Origin of the sequence: Acerihabitans arboris (assembly GCF_010131535.1) — a bacterium.
Classification (GTDB): Bacteria; Pseudomonadota; Gammaproteobacteria; order Enterobacterales; family Enterobacteriaceae; genus Acerihabitans; species Acerihabitans arboris.
Genome location: NZ_WUBS01000003.1, coordinates 74,880 through 93,013 on the forward strand (window position 1 = coordinate 74,880; position 18,134 = coordinate 93,013).

Genomic DNA, 18,134 nt, shown 5'->3' on the forward strand with positions numbered 1-18,134 from the left:
ATCTTCGCGGCACCGGATCCTTTGCGCCAGGGCAGGATGTTTTTCTATCACCGGTTTTCAAGAGGGCCACCATGTCCAGCGGAAATGTTTTTCATACGGCTAACAAGACTGGGATCGATTTTAAGAAAATCGTCGATACCCTGGAATGCCCCATCTACATAACCAACTCCAATGGCGTAACGGAATATATCAACCAGGCTTACCTGAGGGAAAACCCTATCATAGACGCTGATGCGATCCTTGGCCGGACCATTGACGATATTATTAAAGAAGGGAAATATTTCAAAAACGCGATTACCATGGAGGTCCTTAAACAAAAGAAAGCGGCAATGGCGTTTTTTGTTCATCATCTGTTACCGGAAAAAATGGCTTTTGTGTCAGGCATGCCGGTGCTCGATGAAGAAAACAAAATTGAGCATGTGGTTTCAATACTGTATGCACAATCTTTTTTTCAGAAATTACATGCCAAATTTAACTATCCTGTTTATTCATTCGAATCCTATCATGCGCCGTTGGGAAAAAAAGGGGTGCCCGCGCCCCCACCCTTTACCAATTTGATCGGTATCAGCAAACCTATGGAAGAACTTAAGCGGATTATGCTGAGGCTCGCCAACACGGACGCTTCTGTTTTAATTAGCGGGGAATCCGGTACGGGTAAAGAAGTCGTGGCCGAGAATATCCAAAAATTAAGCGCACGATCAGACAGGCCTTTTATCAAACTCAATTGCGCGGCGATACCAGCGAGTCTTATAGAAAGCGAACTGTTCGGCTATGAAAAAGGAGCCTTCACCGGGGCTACTTCAGGGAGAGCCGGCTTTTTTGAGCAGGCAAACGGCGGTACGATATTCCTGGATGAAATCGACGACTTATCCTTCGAGGCTCAAGCTAGATTATCACGTGTCTTGCAGCAAAAAGAAATCGTCCGTGTGGGCAGCACCAAGCCTGTCAAACTGAATGTGCGGGTCATTGCCGCTACCCATTCCGATCTGGATAAAAAAATTGCCGACAAGCAATTCCGTGAAGATCTTTTTTACCGGCTCAGCCTTATTCCCATTCATTTAATCCCTTTACGGGAGAGAAAAAGCGACATCCCGTTACTGACCGAACATTTTCTCCATAAATTTGACGCCATTTATAATAGAATTATCAGATTTCCCACGAAAACATTGAAGATATTAGTCGATTATGCCTGGCCCGGCAACATCCGGGAACTGGAAAATATCATTGAATATTTGTATATTTGCTCCGATGAAAACTTCATCACCGAAGAAATAATCTCCCCACTGTTAGGCAAGAACGAACAACGTTCGCAGTCTGACAATATTGACGACGAATTGTTTAATTTTTGCTCCAGGCAAATACGCAATAACAGTTCCCTGCCGGATATGCTGTCGCAAATCGAAAGGACAGTATTGGCGCTGGCCTCGGAAAAATACAAAAGTACCTATCATATGGCTACCGCCCTGGGGGTGTCCCAACCCACCATCGTCAGGAAAATGCAATCTCTGGGTCTGGGACGCAGCAGCTCCAGTCGATTTGCCATCAGGAATCATCGCCGTAAAGGCGAATTGCCGGCGCCATGACGGGCCGGCGATGTCCTCTGTTCGTTACTGTCACAGACCGAGTAGTTTTTCCAACATCACGTTGACTTGGATCCAGAATGTGTAGCCATCCTCCGATTTGACGTTGGTATAGGGATACTGGTAATTGGTGTTGTTCCAGACACGAGAACCGGTCATCGTCAAATTGACTTCCGGCATCAGCATAAAGGAAGCGTCGATGCTCAACTGCTGTTCGTTACGCGGCACCCGCCACCCCGTTCCGCCCTGGGAATCGTACATATCCTGCAAGTAGCGGTGCTCTCCATCCGTCATCCTGGCCCAGCGGAAAGTCAAGCCGTAACTATCATAAGGACGGCTCTGCCAGGGTCCCGACCAGATAAGCCCAACGTCGGCCAACGTGGCTATCCCCGTGTAGGCATCCGATTGCAGGGTTTGCGACCAGCTGCCGTGCAGACTCACGGCGCTGGGCGCGGGATTCTGGGCGTCAGCCCCGCCGTCACGCCGCCATAAGGCCTTTTTTGCCGTAAGATAGAAGCCGGAGACGTCTTTATGGGTCAGCACCGCCGAGCTGCTGTCGTACACCTTTGAGGTGCCGTTCACCGTGGCGTAGGCGTCGTCGTATTGCAGATCGTTGTGGAACGCCAGCGCTTCCCAGTTGAAGGGATAGGGTTCCTGCTGCCAGCTGACGCGCCGCGCTACGTTGGCGACCAGCAGGGTACTACCGGAATCGTAGTCGTCGTCCCACCGTTCCCAGCCGTTGGTGAACGGAAACGCCTGATAGGTGCGCCAGACGCCGATGTTGGATTCCAGCTCCGGCGTAAAGTGGTAGCTGACGCGCGCGCCCCAGCCGGCATAAGGCGTGGGTCCGAACCCCGCCGTTTTATTCAGTACGGTATTCACGCAGGATGACGGCACGTTACAGTTGCTGAAACCGACAAACTGGCCGGGGTTGCTCTTGCCAACTTCGATGGATAATTGGTCGTTAAACAGTTTCTGTTCGTAACCAAAACGCAGCAGATGCGCGACCTTGGGGATATAGGGCGGCGGATCGCCGGCCAACATACCGCCGGCGCTATTGCCGTATGAGGTATTATTTGAGAAGGGTACCCACAACTGCATGAAGTGGACGGTGCCGCCGGGAATCAGTCCCATCCGATCCAGGGAGAAATCCGCGCCGGCGAAAAACATCGTATATGCTTGCTGCTCGTTGGTGAAGGTCCCCGCGCTGGGGTTGCCCAACCAAAGCTGAGACGCCATGATATGCGGGGTGACGCCGTGCTCCGACAGCCATGCCCCCGCGTCGGACAGCGGGCGGCCGGAGGATTCCGCGTCGTCGGCGGCCAGCGCCGCGCCGTTCGTTAGCACCGTGCCGCACATGATCGCGCCGGAACATAGCATGCAAGTCCATATATTATGAGGTGTTATTTTCATTGTTCTATCCCCTTGAGGTAATAAGCGAAAACGGCCGATCATTAATATATTCAATGATGGTCCGACGGTGATAACATGCCCTATTCCGGTCGAGCTATCAGCGCGTCGTCTTTCCGCCTCTGGTTATCATTGATAAGGTACATTCCGTTAACATAATCGGGCCGACATGCCTACCAGCTTTACCGGCATGCAGGATAATTATTTAAATTGCTGCAGTTTTATTTCTGCGCCCGCTGGATAAAAACATCGCCATCGTTCTTATCCAGGCGTAAAAAAATAAAGCAACATAAAAACAGTCCCAAACTCATCAATAAAAATGACACATGGTAATTTTCCACCCCCTTTGCATTACTTGCGTAGTTAACATGACGCAGCAACGTGAATGTTAACGTAACGCTTATTATGATTGAAAGTAGCTGGCTCAGAATAAGCAAGCTGTTGCCGGCATTATAGGTGTCATCCGTTAACTCACTGAACGTCAAGGTGTTCATTGTGGCATAGAGAACAGAGGTAAAAATCCCTAGTATAAATATCAATACAACAATGATATTCAGCGAGCCGTTCAAAGCCGAAAGGGTCAAAGAATAAATCAACGTAGCGCTCGCCGTCGTCGCTATAAGCAATAAACACCGGTACCCGCACCATTCCAATGCCGGCCGCAGCAGGAACCTGGCGCTTAACGATCCTGCCGCCAGCGACAGCATAATGATACTGACCCCCGCCGGTGAATAATTAAACTCCAGTTGCAACATCAGCGACAGGACCAAGGGTGCCGACGCTAAAAAAATCCGCACGCAAATATTACTGGCGATACCCACGGCAAAAGTTCTGTGCCGAAACAACGAAAGCGTAAATAACGGCTCAACGGTGTTATCCTGGTGATTTTTATAGCTATACAACAACACCATTGCTATCAGGAAGAATGTCATTACCCACAAGCTGGTAAAATATTGTTTACCGATACCCAACAAGCCAAGCAAGATAAATAATAATGCCGATACCACCAACATAAAGCCTATCGTATCGAAATTTCCCCGCACGTTTGATCTTATCTGTTCCGGCATATATTTTTTTGCCAAGACAAAACAAATCAGGCATAGGGGAATATTTACCAGGAAAATCATTCGCCAGGAGAATGCGGTTATCAGTAGCCCACTTAACGGCGGCCCCAGTAGCGTACCCCCTAATCCCAATAAGGTGATTTTATTCAAGGCGGATAACTTTTCCGCCGGCAAGGTTGTTTTCAAAATGACAACCCGCGCCACCGGCAACATTAACGCCCCCCCCATGCCCTGTAAAAAACGCGCCAGGATAATACCGGTCAACGTATCCGCCGAGGCGCACAAAAAAGACCCCAGGGTAAATAAGCCCAGCGATAATAGATAGATTCGCCGATAACCATAGGTATCCGCCAGCCATCCACATACCGGCGTAAATACCAGCACCGTCAGCATATAGGAAACAACCACCGTCCCCATGCTCAGGGAGGACTGATGCAATGCCTCCGCCATGGAGGGGACAGCCAGATATAACATAGTAGTATCCAATGATTGCATGAAAAAAGTTAATGATGCAATTCTTAGAAGCCCGGTTAGGTTGTTCATTTATGCCATTACCATCTGTCCCGCATACAAAATAAACATGCGAAGCATTAACACGCTGCAAAGTCCGATACCGGACATGGTCACCAGGTAAGCTTTATTGAATTTAATCCGTTCGCTGCACAACAACGTTAAAGCGATGGGTAATAAAATACCCAGCCCCACAATACCCAGCCAAAAGACCGCCCCCCAAAAACCCCTTAACGAGGTTAACGCCGCCACTTCCTTTTGCCCGCCGCTAAAAATCAGACCGATAAAAAAAACCGCCAGCAGGCCAAGCTCTATCATAATGAGCGGCAGTTCCAGCCGGTGAATAAAAGCCAGTGACGGTGAATGGACCGATTGTTTATAGAATACCAGTCCGCAAAATATCGCCATGGCAACCGCCGACGTCAGGCCGGAGGCCAGGAAAAGCAGCGGCAAGACCGGATTGTTCAATAACGGGTAGGATTTTAAGGCGAGCAGCAGAAAGCCGGTATAGACGCCTAACAGGACCGCCAAAAAAACCATAATGCCATCAAGCCCACGCTCCCATCCGGCGATAAGGCGCACCAGCCGGCTTACCCAGGCCGGATGAATGATATCGGTAATCTTTTCCTGATAAATAGCGATTATCCAGAGAATCAACATCAGCATGTAAATCTGGAATAACATGACCCCCAGTGACATAACCGAATGGGGGTTGTAAAACACCATCAAATACCAAAACGTCCACGGGCGCGCCAAATGAAAAATAAGAATCACCAGCCCCAGGGTCACCGCTAACGGCGCGATAATGGTTGTCGCCCTGATGATGCTGTCGTTGACCGCATTGACCACCAGAATTTGCCTTTTAAGCAACACGGCTATTATTATCATGCCTGATGAAATACCTATCAATAACAGGTAAATCGCAATAGGCCAATCCCAGACCAGGGTATCGAAATGAAACGCAGCGTTCATTCTCGTATTTCTCCAAATTTACCCGCTATATGGTAGAGCTTGGGGGAAGTGCCTAAATACAGTTTGTTTCGGTATACGGTTTTGCTGGCGATGAGTTTGGCAATATCACTATCGGGATCGTCCAGATTACCGAAGGTCAACGCCTTCACCGGGCAAATCGCCACGCAGGCGGGTGGCTTACCGGCGGCCAGATTGGTATCCCGGCAGAAATTACACTTATCCGCCGTTTTTGATAGCGGATGGATAAAACGAACCTGGTAGGGACAGGCGGCAATACAGTACCGGCATCCTACGCAACGATCGTGGTGAACATCCACTATGCCCGTTTTCTCGTCTTTGTAAGAGGCGCCGGTGGGACAAACCTCCACGCACGGCGGGTTATCGCAATGCTGACAGGATTTACGCACAAACTGTCGCGAGGTTTTGTTCAGCTCCCGGTATGTGCCGTTATCCAGAATATCCAACCGCGTGACCTCCGCCGGAACCTGATTCACTTTATGGCAGGCTAGAATACAGGCACGGCATCCGATGCAACGGGTTTCGTCATGGATCATGCCATAGCGGATATTACCGATGACGAGGGTCTGCGGGTTAATGACTTCCGCCAGAATACGGTTGACTGGATTGGCCGCCAATACAGCGCTGCCTACCCCCATGATAAATCCACGCCGTGACACGCCCATACCGACCTCTTGATTAAAATAATGCGGAAGCAATGCCCCATCACCTGCCGGAAGAACCCGGCAAGTGGTAATGCTTCCTTGTTTCTCCAGCCAATATCGCTTAATAAACGAGCAGCTATAAGATATTGCTTATCCGATTTTGCTCCACCATTTATTAATTACCCGCTGCTATTGTTCCCGCCGCATTTTCTCCGGCAATGCGACCTGAGTTCAATGCAAAACCATTGGCTAAACCTTCATAAGGCGGGTAAGACGGTCCGCTGTAGAAACCGGCGGCAACATTCCCTACCGCGTACAACCCCGGGACAGGTTTGGCATTAATATCGGTGACCTGTAATTTGGCATTTACCCGCACCCCGCCAATACTGCTTAAGCTGACCACTTGTGTTTCAAACGCATAATATGGGCCGGATTTCACCGGATAAATCAAATAATCAGGCTTTTTGCCATAATCCGGATCTGATTTGGCTTTTACCAGATCGTTATAGCGGGCCACGGTTTTTTCCAATTGACCGGCTTCCACACCCATGTTTTTTGCCAACGCTTCCAGAGTCTGCCCTTTGAAGATATTTTTGCTTTTGCCACCGTCAACAGCGGCATCCGCCAGCGCCACGAAATCACCGCCCTTGGGTGGATTGGCCGGGCCGGCGCCTGATAAAGGAAACGGGAATGTTTTCTTGGTGTAAGCATTCAACGTCTGGCTATCGAGAATGATGTAATATTTACCGCCCGCCGAATACGACACATTAGCCCAGTAAGCCGTATCATAGACCAGGCCTTCATCGCCGAATCGTTCACCGTTGGCATCCACCCATAATAAGGGCGATTTCAACAACCAAATAAGAGGGCTATCATTTTCGGCGTTGCCTTTATCGGCGGAGGCTGACGAAGTGATGCCCACCAATTTACAGGCATGAATCAACGCGGAATGAAAACTCCATTCCGCTCCGCCGGCGGCCCAAGCCATTCTGACGCCCTCACCCTGATTCGGCCATGCCAGTACATGAATGTTCGGCGTATTCATCACTTCCCTAACCAGTTTTTCATTGCCGCCAAATCCCCCGCTGGCAATAATGACCGCTTTGGCATGAACAATTATTTTTCCACCGTCCGCTTTTTGTGCAATCAAACCGGTGACGTTGCCATCCTTTTCCTGAATCAATGATTTAACCGCGGTATTCTTGATCAATTCTCCGCCGGATTTCTGGAAACTGGTATACAGACTCTTATAGGCGGCATTGGTATCCAGATAATGATGGTAAATATCGGACTTGATGGGATCATCCATGTGTGCCTGCTGCAGCTGATTGGTATTTTTGGTGGCGGTCTTGATTTCCAGCTTCACTCCGTGCTTTTCCATCCAATCAGCCGTTGAACCCGATTTATCCACAATGGCTTTGGTCAGCGGGCCATCGGATAAATAGTGGTTATAATCCAGCAATCTGTGGGTCAGGTCCTGCGCGGTATATTTCATGCCTAACGATTTTTGCAGCGATGATTCCACGGCAAAAAAGCCGCTGGCCATATTGCCGCTGCCGCCCACTACCGCTGATTTCTCAACCACCAGTACCTTGGCGCCTTTTTCCGCCGCTGCCAGTGCGGCCGCGGTGCCGGAAGTGCCGCCCCCCATTACCACGACATCCACCGTTTTTTCTTCATCGGCAACCGGGGCGGCGGCGGTCTTAGCCGGCCCGCCGGTATATTTACCGATATCCGCGCCGGCCTTGAGCAAGGCCGCCTTGGTGGCTTGCTTAACGGCATCGCTGGTTTCGGTGGCGCCGGTCATGCCGTCTACGTCCAGGCTTTGATGATCGACGATGGACTTGGCGACCTGAGGTCCCGCTACGCCCCCCAATTCAGGGGTTTCACCGGACGCATCGGCGACGATATTATTAATCGTTCCCGTTTGATCAATGGAAACCGTGACCTTGACATCGCTTTCCAGGCCTTTGGCCGAAGCCGTATAGTCGCCGGCGGTAACGGCCGCATTGGCCGAAAAACCTAGGGTGCAGCCCAAAATGAGCGCAACTAAAGCCGGTAATCTCTTTTTCACATAATCGTTTTTCATAGAATATCGATCCGCTTATATAAGTTTTATTTACCTACGATATTGAGCAAAGTTGGTGCCAATATTAATCCGCGCCTGATTCCGTCGGGCACATAAGGTAAAATGATTGCAATCAGCTTTATTACACGTCATGTCCAACCTCACCTCGCTTATTATGTCTGGTTTCAATCCCGGTGATAAACGGCATCGTCAAGATCGGAATGCAAGACTGGCCTGCTAAAATAGTCATCATGCATTTTTATATTTTCAATGCATTTATGAATTAACAACCTGCTCCTTTGCCTTAAATTATTGCCGTCATTATTTTTTATCAACAATCCATAGCTTTCCCTTTGTCGGCAAGACGGATGTCAAAAGCGTTCTACCACGACCGCCACCCCTAATCCCCCGCCGACACAGAGGGTTGCCAGGCCGAAGGTTTTGTCCCGGGCCGCCAGGGCATATAACAGCGTTACCAAAATCCTGGCGCCAGAGGCGCCGATGGGATGACCGAGGGCAATCGCGCCGCCGTTGACATTGGTCTTGTCCTCATCCAGCCCCAGCTCATGGCCCACCGCGGCGAACTGCGCGGCAAAGGCTTCATTGGCCTCGATCAGGTCAATATCACCGATGCCCAGGCCAGCCTTCTTCAGGGCCGCGCGCACTGCCGGCACCGGTCCGATGCCCATAAAAGCCGGATCGACGCCGCAAGTGGCATAACCACGGATCCGCGCTAACGGCCGGATATTTAGCGAGCTGGCCCGGGCTTCGCTCATTACCACCAGCGCGGCCGCGCCGTCATTGATGCCGGAAGCATTGCCCGCCGTGACGCTGCCCTCCGGCGTGAAGGCCGGACGCAGCTTGGCCAGACCCTCGGCGCTGGCATCCCCGCGGGGATGCTCATCCGTATCGAAAATAACGTCGCCTTTTTTGCCGTTCAGGATGACCGGTAGGATCTCATTACGAAACGCGCCGTTGCCAATGGCCGCCACCGCCCGCTGCTGCGAGCGCAGGGCGATGTTATCCTGCTCCAGCCGGCTGATGTTATAACGGGCAGCGACATTTTCGGCGGTGATGCCCATATGGTATTGATTAAGACTGCAAAACAGTCCGTCATGTACCATGCTGTCGGTAATAGTGCCTTCCCCCATCCGGTAGCCCCAGCGGGCTTTATCCAGCAGATAGGGCGCCGCCGACATATTTTCCATCCCCCCCGCCAGGACAATCTGCGCATCGCCCGCGGCGATAACCTGAGCCGCCAGGATCACGCTTTTCAATCCGGATCCGCAGACAACATTCACGGTGGTTGCCGGGGTCTTTTCATCGATGCCGGCATGAAACATCGCCTGACGGGCCGGATTTTGCCCCAATCCCGCTTGCAGGACATTGCCCAGGAAAACCTCGTCGATAATATCGGGCTGGATACCGGCACGCCTGATACTTTCCCGCGCCACCAGTGCGCCCAGCCGGGGTGCCGCCAGCGAAGCCAGGCCACCGCCAAAGCTGCCGATTGCGGTACGCACGGCACTGGCAATTACAATTCCCGTCATATTGACCTCTTGATAAATCTCATTTTATTTCTCCAGGAAAACCTGGTTTTTTAAAAATGCCTGTTATTATTTAATCTGCGCCCGATTTCTCCCGGATGAATAAGCACAGCCGTTAATATTTCCGGCATCTTGTCCGCAATCCTGTTAACCAGCGTCTTAATATTGTTTTAATACGCCGCGTAATATCATGGTCTGGGAAGATTTTTATTTGATTCACTTTCCTCCGTTAACGAATACCGGGTTGTTCGCCGGGCGTTGCCGGCAGGGTTTCAATGGGCGTCACATCGGTTTGCCAAATCAAAATCAACGTCACGGCCCCGACAGCCACCAGCAGGAGATAAGCACCGGCGTATCCCCCCAGATAGGTCAATCCCACCGCCAGAATGGAAAAAGCGAAGCAGCGCACAATGGACTGGATCGGCGCGATGATGCCGATGGCCCGGATATAGGTTCGGCGTGGAAATTTAGTGGCAATCAGCGCGGTGCTTAAATTGGTGGCGCCCGCCAGGCTAAAACCGATCATCAGCAGGGAGATCCACAGGGTCAGCGCGTTGAACTGGAAGATGTTGATAACCACCGACACCATCCACCACAGGGTGTAAATCATGATCGCCGCTTTGATCCCCACCTTTTGATTTAGCCAACCCCAGCCATAGGCGCCAAAGGTGCCGAACAGTGCCGAGAGGGTCATATAAAAGATAGCGGTGCTCAGTGCGAATCCCATGTCCATCAACCGGGGCACCATCTGGCTCACCACCCCCACCAGCATGATATAGATACCGCCGGTGGCGATGCCCATGAACCAGACGTCCTTCATGCGCAGCAATTGACCGGTGGTGACCGGACAAATATAGTCTTTATGCTCGCGGACCCGTTCGGCCAGCTCTTCGACGGTTATGGGTGCATTGTCCGGCGCACAGCCGATGTCTTCCGGTTTGTTGGCGGCAAATAGCGCCACCAGCAGCGCGGTGACGAACATCAACAGCGACACGCCCCAAAATCCGTTATGAACGCCGAACCATGAGAAGAAGCCGGCCAGCACCGGCACGAAAAAGGCGCTGGAAAAGGTTTGCCCCATGGTGCACCAGCCCAGGGCCAGACCCTGTTTATGGATAAACCAATTGGCGATAAGGGCGGTTCCGCCCAGATAGGCGAAGCCAGTCCCGAAAAAACAGACCCCGGCAAACAGTACGGTGAACCCGGTTAGCGTCCCCCAGTACCCCAGCAGGCCGAAACACAATCCGCAGGCGATAAGGCAAAAAACGATATTGAATTTTGGCCCCTTCTTTTCACACAATCTGGCACAAAGGGGCCCCGCCAGGATGGAAGCCCAGGAGGCGGGGGTCGCCAGCGCCAACAGCGCGTTGTAATCCAGGGTAAAGGTGTTGGACAAGGCGGGCAGAATCACATTCAGACCGTGGGTCACTGCGCCGGCGGCAAGCCAGAACATCAGGGCCTGGAAAAAGATAATGGTCCAGCCATGAGGCCCAAAACTGCTTTTGGTGGCGGAAAGAAGATCGTCCCCCCGGGTAGCAAGATCGCGACTCTTCTGTGGCAGCGCCAGTTTTTTTTCTTGCCCAGTCATAATGGTAAGCTCATTGTACGCAACCAGGCTCCGCCCGGGGACGCGTAGTGGGTTTATCGGGATGGCCCGCGCGTTTTCCAGCATTCCGGCACAGGTTCGACGTTATCGCCCGCGGTGTAATCCAGCGCAAATTTGCCTAAAGCGTATTTCGTCACGGGTCCTCCGGAGGTTATATTTCCATGATTTTCAAGGAATCGGCTACAATCAGCCGAGGCTCCACCTGGCGCTGGATGTCCTCCGGGGTTAATCCCGCCAACAGTTCCACCAGCACCAGTCCGTCCTCGGTAACGTCAAGCACACACTGTTCGGTGACGATATGATTGACACAGTGTTTGCCCGTCAGGGGATAACTGCAGGCGTTGACGATTTTTCGCGCGCCGTCTTTAGCGCAGAGTTCCATGGTGATAATCACCTGCCGGGCGCCGTTCACCAGATCCATCGCCCCGCCCATGCCGAACACCCGGCCGGGCTGCGCCCAGTTGGCCAGATCGCCGTTTTGCGCCACCTGCAGGGCGCCCAGCACCGACGCGGCCAGCTTGCCGGAACGGACCAGCCCGAAGGATTCCGCGCTGTCGAATGAACTGGCGCCGGGCACCGGCGCGAAACGCATGCCGGTGGCATTGCAGAACCCTTCCACCGCCAGCGGTCCCGTGATCAGCGGACCCATGCCCACCAGACCGTTTTCGGTATGGAACATCACGCCGGGGACCGCATAATCGCCGCACAGGCTGGGAATGCCGATGCCCAGATTGACCACATCGCCGGCGGTAAAATACCCGGCGGCGCGTTTTGCTATCCTGTTACGAGCATTCATTGGCGTACTCCTTGGGTTGCCAGGATTTTGTCCACATACACGCCGGGGGTCACGATGCGATCCACACCGAATTCATCGATATCCACCAGCATGTCCGCGTCCACCAGGGTCGTCCGTGCCGCCTTGGCCACCAGGGGATTAAAGTTGCGCATGGTGCCGCGATAGGTCAGGTTGCCCAGCGGATCGGCGGTACGGGCGCGCACCAGGGCGATATCCGCCCGCAGCGCGGTTTCCAGCAAAAACACTTCGCCGTTCACCACCACCCGATGTTTTCCCTCCTCCACCACGGTACCCAGGCCGGTCTGGGTCAGAACACCCCCCAATCCCGAGCCGCCGCAGCGGATCCGCTCCGCCAGGCTCCCTTGCGGCACCAGCTCCAACTTGATTTTGCCGGCCTCCACCAGCGCCACGGTTTCGGTATTGCGACCGATATGGGAAGCAATGAGTTTATCGACCAGACCGTGATGAATCAGGCGGCCAACGGTGAGGTCGGCGTCGCCGGAATCATTGGAAATCAGGGTTAGGTGCTTCGCCCCGCTGTCTATGACGCACTGGATAAGGCGGTTAGGCACACCACAATTGGCAAAACCGCCGCAAAGCAATGTCTGGCCGTCCTCAAACAAACGGGTGATTTCTTCGGATGAGACAATTTTTCCCGGCATGGTCAATTCCTCGTCAGCAATACCGCCACACCCTGGCCGCCACCAACACAGAAGGTGATAACAGCTTTGTCCAGGTTGCGGCGTTTCATTTCATACAGGGTTTTCGCGGTCAGGATCGCCCCGGTGCCCGCCAGGGGATGTCCCAGGGCGATAGCGCCGCCATTCGGATTAACCCGTGTGGGATCCATGCCGATTTCCCGAATACAGGCAATGGACTGGGCGGCAAAAGCCTCGTTCAACTCCCATAAATCGATATCGCTTACCGCCAGACCCGCCTGCTTCAGCAGCTTGGCGGTAGCGGCGATGGGACCGAGTCCCATCAGGTTGGGATCCACTCCCGTCGCCGCATAGCCGCGAAAGACCCCCAGGATCTCCTGACCATTTTTTTCCGCCAGCAAGCGCTCCATCAACACCATGGCCCCCGCGCCGTCGCTCATCGGCGAACTGTTGCCGGCGGTCACCACGCCGTCCTCCTTGAAACTGGGCCGCAGGGAAGCCAGGGCTTCCAGGGAACAATCGGGGCGCAGCGGCTCATCGCGGGATACCGGGGTTAACCGGCCTTTTTTATCGGTTACGGGCACCCGCACGATCTGTTCGTCAAACCGGCCCATCTGCCAGGCGGCGCTGGCCAACCGGTGGCTACGCAGCGCGAACTCGTCAAGCTGGGAGCGGGTCAAGCCATACCTGGCGGCCACATTTTCGGCGGTGATACCCATAGGAGGGTTGCCCAGGCTATCCGGCGAGGTATGGATATCCACAAACCGCGGCGGCTGTACCGAATAGGCGCTGTCGGTCTTTTCCAGCGACCAGGTGCGGCGGGAATCGCTTTCCACCCCGCCGGCGACAATCACATCGGCGAAACCGGCCATGATCTGGATGGCGCCATAGGCCAGCGCGTTCAGCGACGCGGCGCACTGGCGGTCCAGGGTTATCCCCGGCACGGAAACCGGCAAGCCGGCTTCCAGCGCCACCATCCGGCCCATATTGTTGATTTCGTTATTCATCAGGTTGGCGAATATGACATCATCAATGCTTTCCGGCTCGATGTTCGCCCGGTTCACGGCTTCTTTGACGGCAAGGGCGCCCAGAATATGCGCCGGTACCGGCGCCAACACGCCGCGGCATTTGCCCACCGGGGTACGAACCGCCGATACGATGACTGCTTCTCTCATAACAACCTTCTTTTGCATGCCTGCGGGCCTCACTGTGCGGACCCGGGAAAAGCCTGGTTTATAGCGGCCGGAGTCCCAGCAGTTTTCTCGCCCGTTCGGGTGTGGCCACCTCTTTGCCGAACAAGCGGATTGCCTGTGCGGCACGCTCTACCAACTGCTCGTTGGACGCCTTTACGCCCTTGCTGAAATAGACATTATCTTCCAGCCCCACGCGGACATGTCCGCCCAATGCGATGGCGGCGTACAGCATGGGCATATGGGCCTTGCCGACACCGAACGCCGACCAGGTGGCGTCGGCGGGAATATGCGCGGAGAGATAAAGCAGGTTCTCCACCGTGGCGGGCATTCCCCCCGGCACGCCGAGGCAGAATTGATAATGCAGCGGCCTGGGCAGCTTGCCCTGCTCGATAAAATAGTCAGCGATGCCCAGCATGCCGGCATCGAAGATTTCCACTTCCGGTTTGATGCCCCGGGCGGTCAGCACCTCGCCGAGGGCGCCTAAAAACTGCGGGGAATTGATAAACACGCCGCCGGGCATCCAGTTAAAGGAGCCAGCGTCCCAGGAAGCGATTTCTATCCCGTTCAGGTTGGCCACATGTTCCTGCCGCTGCTTATCGCTGGCCCTATGGTCGCCGGACGTGGTGCAGTTGATAATCACATCGCAGTCATGGCGGGCGCGCAGCAGACGGATGGTTTCGGCAAATTTCCCGCGGTCCATCGTACCCAGCCCGTCATCGTCGCGCATATGGAGATGAACGATGGCCGCGCCCCGCTGCCAGCAGCGGTAAGCATCTGCGGCAATTTCTTCCGGTGTCAGCGGAATATTTTCATTAATGTCTTTTGGTGTCACCGCGCCGGTCAATGCAGCGGAAATAATCACGTCGTTCCCTGTATTCATGGCCTACCCCGCTTACAGTTTTTATGAATTTTTTGCCAGTAAAAGGTTACCCGGATATAGCGACAGCCAGGGCGTAGCGCACCGTTCCAGAAGATGGCGCGCCAGTGCCCCGCGTATCGCCAACAACGATGCCGCGGCGACGATAATCAGCAGAAATGCGCCGTTTCATTTTGCGTTGAGGTGGCCGTATAGCCGGCCACCTCCGGCGACATGCGATGGCGGGTAGTCCGTTACCGGGCCTGTTGAGACAAGCCTGCTACTTGATCTCGTCTTCTTCCTGGCCGCCGTTGACACGCGGCCGGACGACCTTGCCTTTCTTCTCGGCCGCCTTGACCAGTTCGGCCTCTTCGTGCGCCCAGTGCCAATAATTGACTTCGTGGGGACTGTGTTCGGTAGCGGTCACGAACATTTCCGTGGAGAAAGCGTTGCGAAGCTCGTTGGCGATGTCTTCCTTCCAGGCTTTCCGCAGTTGCTGAGTGGTGATGCGGCGGGTGACGCGGGTACCGGTCCGCATAATAAGCTCGGCTATTTCCCTGGCTCTGGCATAGCAGGATTCCGTATCGGGACAGATCTCGTTGACCATACCGAGGGACAGGGCCTTACGGGCAGTGATGATCTCGCCGGTCAGTTCCGCATAGGCATATCTCTTGCGGCCCATCAGTTCCCGCCAGGCAATGCCGATGCCGTCGCCGGGGACCATGTTGACCCGGAAGTGCATATCCGTGGTCCAGGCATCCTCGGTACAAAGGGTAAGATCGCTGAAAAGCACCAGATCGGTGTGGAAAGCGGCGCCGTTCCATACGCCGATGGTGGGCACTTCCACATCGAATACCTGGCCTTCAATATCGTTGGTACCGTCATAATATTGATATTCATACATCTTCCAGGCTTCTTCCGGCGCGGAGTTGAACTCGGTAGCCGGACCCCAGTTGCCCTGATCGTCAAGCCGGCCGATGCCCTTCATAAAGTCCTTTCCCGTCCCACCGAGGATGATGACCTCGTTGTCTGGATCCCTGCCGGCCCAGTCGAAAAAATAGTGCAGGGCCTGATGCGCGGGAGCACCCCACTGCAGGCTGTCGCCGTTGGTATGCAGCCGGGCTTCGAGAATTCCGTTTTCCCGTTTCATGGTGAAGCAGTGTTTCAATTTTTCCGAATACTCTTCGAAACGCATATGAGGAATTGTTCCCAGTTCCTTATGGGACATTTCTTTACGTTTTCCATGATCAGACTCGTAATTGGCTTTAATCGCCATGGTTTACTCCTTTGTAGCTTTATTAATTAGAATCCATTAGAGGTGGAAGCAATACAAATTTAGGTCATGTGACCCACATTTCTTGGCCTGGTGTTTTCTAACCATAAAAAAATGTACCATCGCCATACAACAGGCGGAAATTCTTTTTATTTTTTCGGCTATCTATTTTCGGCATAACCATTTTGGCAACTCTGCCGAGTGACGGCGGATTTTTGAAGAAAAATATGTGACCTACATCATAAAAATAAAATAATAAATTACCCAATAATTATCACTATCGGTTAAAAATAGGAACGGCAGTTTTTATTAAAATATCATGAAACATGAAAATTAATAAACCCATAAGCACACGCGCGGAGTTGGACATAACGAAGAATATAGCTATAGATATATTTGTGACTGCTTAATTAAATTTTAATTAGCATTCAGCTGTAAATGAAGGCTTGATGCATATGCATCTAGGGTGGGTTAAGGCGTGATACTTCAACCTATTGTTTTAAAAAAGTTTTAAACTCCCTCAAGAATGTGGCCACCGAGGGATTGGTATTTTTGTTATCCCATACCAGTTCCAGGTTGAACCAGCAATCCTCTTCGACAATGTCCTGCATGACGCAGTTCTGGCCGATCAGATATTTCCGGTGCCTGGGCATCAGGAGCACCGCGCGGTCGGTAAATTCCAGGTTAAAACAGCAGGTCTTAAGATTGGGGTATTCTTTATCCAGGGTGAAGTCAATGTTATGAATGGTCAAGAAACGGGTGCTGTATTCATCGGACAAGGAAAATTCCCGGGGGTCAATGCGCATTATCGGCCATTCGCTGACCTCACGCAGGGAAACGCTACCGCGTCCTGCCAGGGGATGACATTTATTTACCACCACGCACAGCGGATCGGTTTGGAAAGGCAGCGTGCAAAATCTCGATTCATTGGCCATAAAATTAGGTCTGATAAGAAAGCCTATATCGCTGGTGTGATTATTCAGTAAAGAGAGGGCTTCATCCAGCTCGCTATCGCGGCATTCTATGGCGATATCGCTATGCTTGGCGCGAAACTGCGTCAGAAAAGTAATTAAAAATTTCTGGATAGCCTCCCCCAGGAAAGTTATGGCAAGCCGGCGTCGGCTTTTTCCGGTAAAAGACTGAATCGCCGATACCGACGTTTCATATTGGAACAATATTTTACCTGCTTCTTCGGAAAAAAATTTCCCCGCGGTAGTCAGTTCAACCTTATGGGTGTCGCGTTTAAAGAAACTGGCTTCAAAATACTCCTCCAAATATTTCATATGCCGACTTAATACCGGCTGAGTGATATTCATTTTTTGCGCGGCTTTAGTAAAATTCAGTGTTTTCGATAATAAAACAAACTCATGTAAAATTTTAATTTCCATGATAATTCTCTTTTCACTGAATAATACATGTCCTTATCCTACTGGAGAGTCATAGGCTAAACTGTGAGACCCATCAAAGAGCGTTGCTCTGATGGGGCTTTAGTTATGCTGTTTATGCATAGTCACAATTAAACAACGGCATAACGCGGATATATTTAATTCAAATGTGATTTAAATGTTAAAGAATATTTAATTGCCGCCGCCTAAATAACCGCGCTTAATAGCGCCCCCTTTTTGTTAGCCCTGTCCGTTGCCGGGGCAATGGGGACACCGCTTTGATGACCTTGGCAACATATTTCGGTAATTGCCGCATATGTCGGCACCGGTGATTGCGGGTCACTGTTTCATGTAAAAATAGTAGGAACGTATCCATAATCCCTTCTCGCGGTCCCCGTCCCCACCAGCGAGCCATCCGTGTTCGCTTTGAGTGCCAGTACAAGACTACGGACGTCAAATTCCGCGCCTAAGTCCTCCCCGGATTGCGCCCGCCCCATCAGTTCAATCCACGGGTTGCGCCAATACGCCCCCGTTTCAGCACATATTGCCGGAC

Annotated in this window: 14 protein-coding genes; 1 reads left to right on the top strand and 13 read right to left on the bottom strand. The window is 52.6% G+C overall.

Annotated features, from left to right (window positions below; genetic code table 11):
- Positions 1 to 71 precede the first annotated feature (71 nt).
- The gene (locus tag GRH90_RS04765; RefSeq protein WP_162364759.1) at positions 72 to 1,583 is read left to right on the top strand and encodes a sigma-54 interaction domain-containing protein; all 1,512 of its coding nucleotides are present in this window, start codon (positions 72 to 74) and stop codon (positions 1,581 to 1,583) included.
- 30 nt (positions 1,584 to 1,613) lie between these two features.
- Here the strand turns inward: GRH90_RS04765 and GRH90_RS04770 are convergent, their stop codons facing one another.
- The 13 genes from GRH90_RS04770 to GRH90_RS04830 all read right to left on the bottom strand — a co-directional run bounded on the left by GRH90_RS04770 (position 1,614) and on the right by GRH90_RS04830 (position 17,584).
- Positions 1,614 to 2,960, bottom strand: a complete 1,347-nt coding sequence (locus GRH90_RS04770) for a carbohydrate porin (RefSeq protein WP_162364760.1) — start codon at positions 2,958 to 2,960, stop codon at positions 1,614 to 1,616.
- Between the two features lie 251 nt (positions 2,961 to 3,211).
- On the bottom strand, positions 3,212 to 4,597 hold the full coding sequence (locus tag GRH90_RS04775) for an MFS transporter (RefSeq protein WP_162364761.1): 1,386 nt from the start codon (positions 4,595 to 4,597) through the stop codon (positions 3,212 to 3,214).
- Complete coding sequence (gene nrfD / locus GRH90_RS04780) at positions 4,598 to 5,536, bottom strand: cytochrome c nitrite reductase subunit NrfD (RefSeq protein ID WP_162364762.1); 939 nt, start codon at positions 5,534 to 5,536, stop codon at positions 4,598 to 4,600.
- Positions 5,533 to 6,219: a 4Fe-4S dicluster domain-containing protein gene (locus tag GRH90_RS04785; RefSeq protein WP_162364763.1), complete on the bottom strand. Its 687-nt coding sequence runs from the start codon at positions 6,217 to 6,219 to the stop codon at positions 5,533 to 5,535. The genes nrfD and GRH90_RS04785 overlap by 4 nt, the downstream gene beginning before the upstream one ends.
- Positions 6,220 to 6,373: 154 nt before the next feature.
- The gene (locus GRH90_RS04790) at positions 6,374 to 8,287 is read right to left on the bottom strand and encodes an FAD-dependent oxidoreductase (RefSeq protein ID WP_162364764.1); all 1,914 of its coding nucleotides are present in this window, start codon (positions 8,285 to 8,287) and stop codon (positions 6,374 to 6,376) included.
- A 350-nt stretch (positions 8,288 to 8,637) separates the two neighbouring features.
- Positions 8,638 to 9,816, bottom strand: a complete 1,179-nt coding sequence (locus GRH90_RS04795; protein ID WP_162364765.1) for an acetyl-CoA C-acetyltransferase — start codon at positions 9,814 to 9,816, stop codon at positions 8,638 to 8,640.
- Between the two features lie 226 nt (positions 9,817 to 10,042).
- Positions 10,043 to 11,401 (bottom strand): MFS transporter, encoded by a 1,359-nt coding sequence (locus GRH90_RS04800; protein ID WP_162364766.1) that lies wholly within the window; start codon positions 11,399 to 11,401, stop codon positions 10,043 to 10,045.
- 169 nt (positions 11,402 to 11,570) lie between these two features.
- On the bottom strand, positions 11,571 to 12,215 hold the full coding sequence (locus tag GRH90_RS04805; protein WP_162364767.1) for a CoA-transferase: 645 nt from the start codon (positions 12,213 to 12,215) through the stop codon (positions 11,571 to 11,573).
- Positions 12,212 to 12,877: a CoA transferase subunit A gene (locus tag GRH90_RS04810; protein ID WP_162364768.1), complete on the bottom strand. Its 666-nt coding sequence runs from the start codon at positions 12,875 to 12,877 to the stop codon at positions 12,212 to 12,214. Before GRH90_RS04810 ends, GRH90_RS04805 begins: the two co-directional genes overlap by 4 nt.
- Positions 12,878 to 12,879: 2 nt before the next feature.
- Entirely contained in the window at positions 12,880 to 14,049 is a 1,170-nt protein-coding gene (locus tag GRH90_RS04815; RefSeq protein ID WP_162364769.1) for a thiolase family protein, read from the bottom strand.
- 58 nt (positions 14,050 to 14,107) lie between these two features.
- Complete coding sequence (locus tag GRH90_RS04820) at positions 14,108 to 14,947, bottom strand: beta-keto acid cleavage family enzyme (protein WP_162364770.1); 840 nt, start codon at positions 14,945 to 14,947, stop codon at positions 14,108 to 14,110.
- Positions 14,948 to 15,203: 256 nt separating this feature from the next.
- Positions 15,204 to 16,199: an enoyl-CoA hydratase/isomerase family protein gene (locus tag GRH90_RS04825; RefSeq protein ID WP_162364771.1), complete on the bottom strand. Its 996-nt coding sequence runs from the start codon at positions 16,197 to 16,199 to the stop codon at positions 15,204 to 15,206.
- Between the two features lie 488 nt (positions 16,200 to 16,687).
- Entirely contained in the window at positions 16,688 to 17,584 is an 897-nt protein-coding gene (locus tag GRH90_RS04830) for a LysR family transcriptional regulator (protein ID WP_162364772.1), read from the bottom strand.
- Between the last annotated feature and the right edge of the window lie 550 nt (positions 17,585 to 18,134).

Coding starts and splice junctions, on each gene's coding strand:
- GRH90_RS04770 (WP_162364760.1), bottom strand. CDS start 2,960: ATGCTATGTTCCGGCGCGATCATGTGCGGCACGGTGCTAACGAACGGC.
- GRH90_RS04830 (WP_162364772.1), bottom strand. CDS start 17,584: ATGGAAATTAAAATTTTACATGAGTTTGTTTTATTATCGAAAACACTG.
- GRH90_RS04785 (WP_162364763.1), bottom strand. CDS start 6,219: ATGGGCGTGTCACGGCGTGGATTTATCATGGGGGTAGGCAGCGCTGTA.
- GRH90_RS04775 (WP_162364761.1), bottom strand. CDS start 4,597: ATGAACAACCTAACCGGGCTTCTAAGAATTGCATCATTAACTTTTTTC.
- GRH90_RS04810 (WP_162364768.1), bottom strand. CDS start 12,877: ATGCCGGGAAAAATTGTCTCATCCGAAGAAATCACCCGTTTGTTTGAG.
- GRH90_RS04805 (WP_162364767.1), bottom strand. CDS start 12,215: ATGAATGCTCGTAACAGGATAGCAAAACGCGCCGCCGGGTATTTTACC.
- GRH90_RS04765 (WP_162364759.1), top strand. CDS start 72: ATGTCCAGCGGAAATGTTTTTCATACGGCTAACAAGACTGGGATCGAT.
- GRH90_RS04820 (WP_162364770.1), bottom strand. CDS start 14,947: ATGAATACAGGGAACGACGTGATTATTTCCGCTGCATTGACCGGCGCG.
- GRH90_RS04800 (WP_162364766.1), bottom strand. CDS start 11,401: ATGACTGGGCAAGAAAAAAAACTGGCGCTGCCACAGAAGAGTCGCGAT.
- GRH90_RS04795 (WP_162364765.1), bottom strand. CDS start 9,816: ATGACGGGAATTGTAATTGCCAGTGCCGTGCGTACCGCAATCGGCAGC.
- nrfD (WP_162364762.1), bottom strand. CDS start 5,536: ATGAACGCTGCGTTTCATTTCGATACCCTGGTCTGGGATTGGCCTATT.
- GRH90_RS04790 (WP_162364764.1), bottom strand. CDS start 8,287: ATGAAAAACGATTATGTGAAAAAGAGATTACCGGCTTTAGTTGCGCTC.
- GRH90_RS04815 (WP_162364769.1), bottom strand. CDS start 14,049: ATGAGAGAAGCAGTCATCGTATCGGCGGTTCGTACCCCGGTGGGCAAA.
- GRH90_RS04825 (WP_162364771.1), bottom strand. CDS start 16,199: ATGGCGATTAAAGCCAATTACGAGTCTGATCATGGAAAACGTAAAGAA.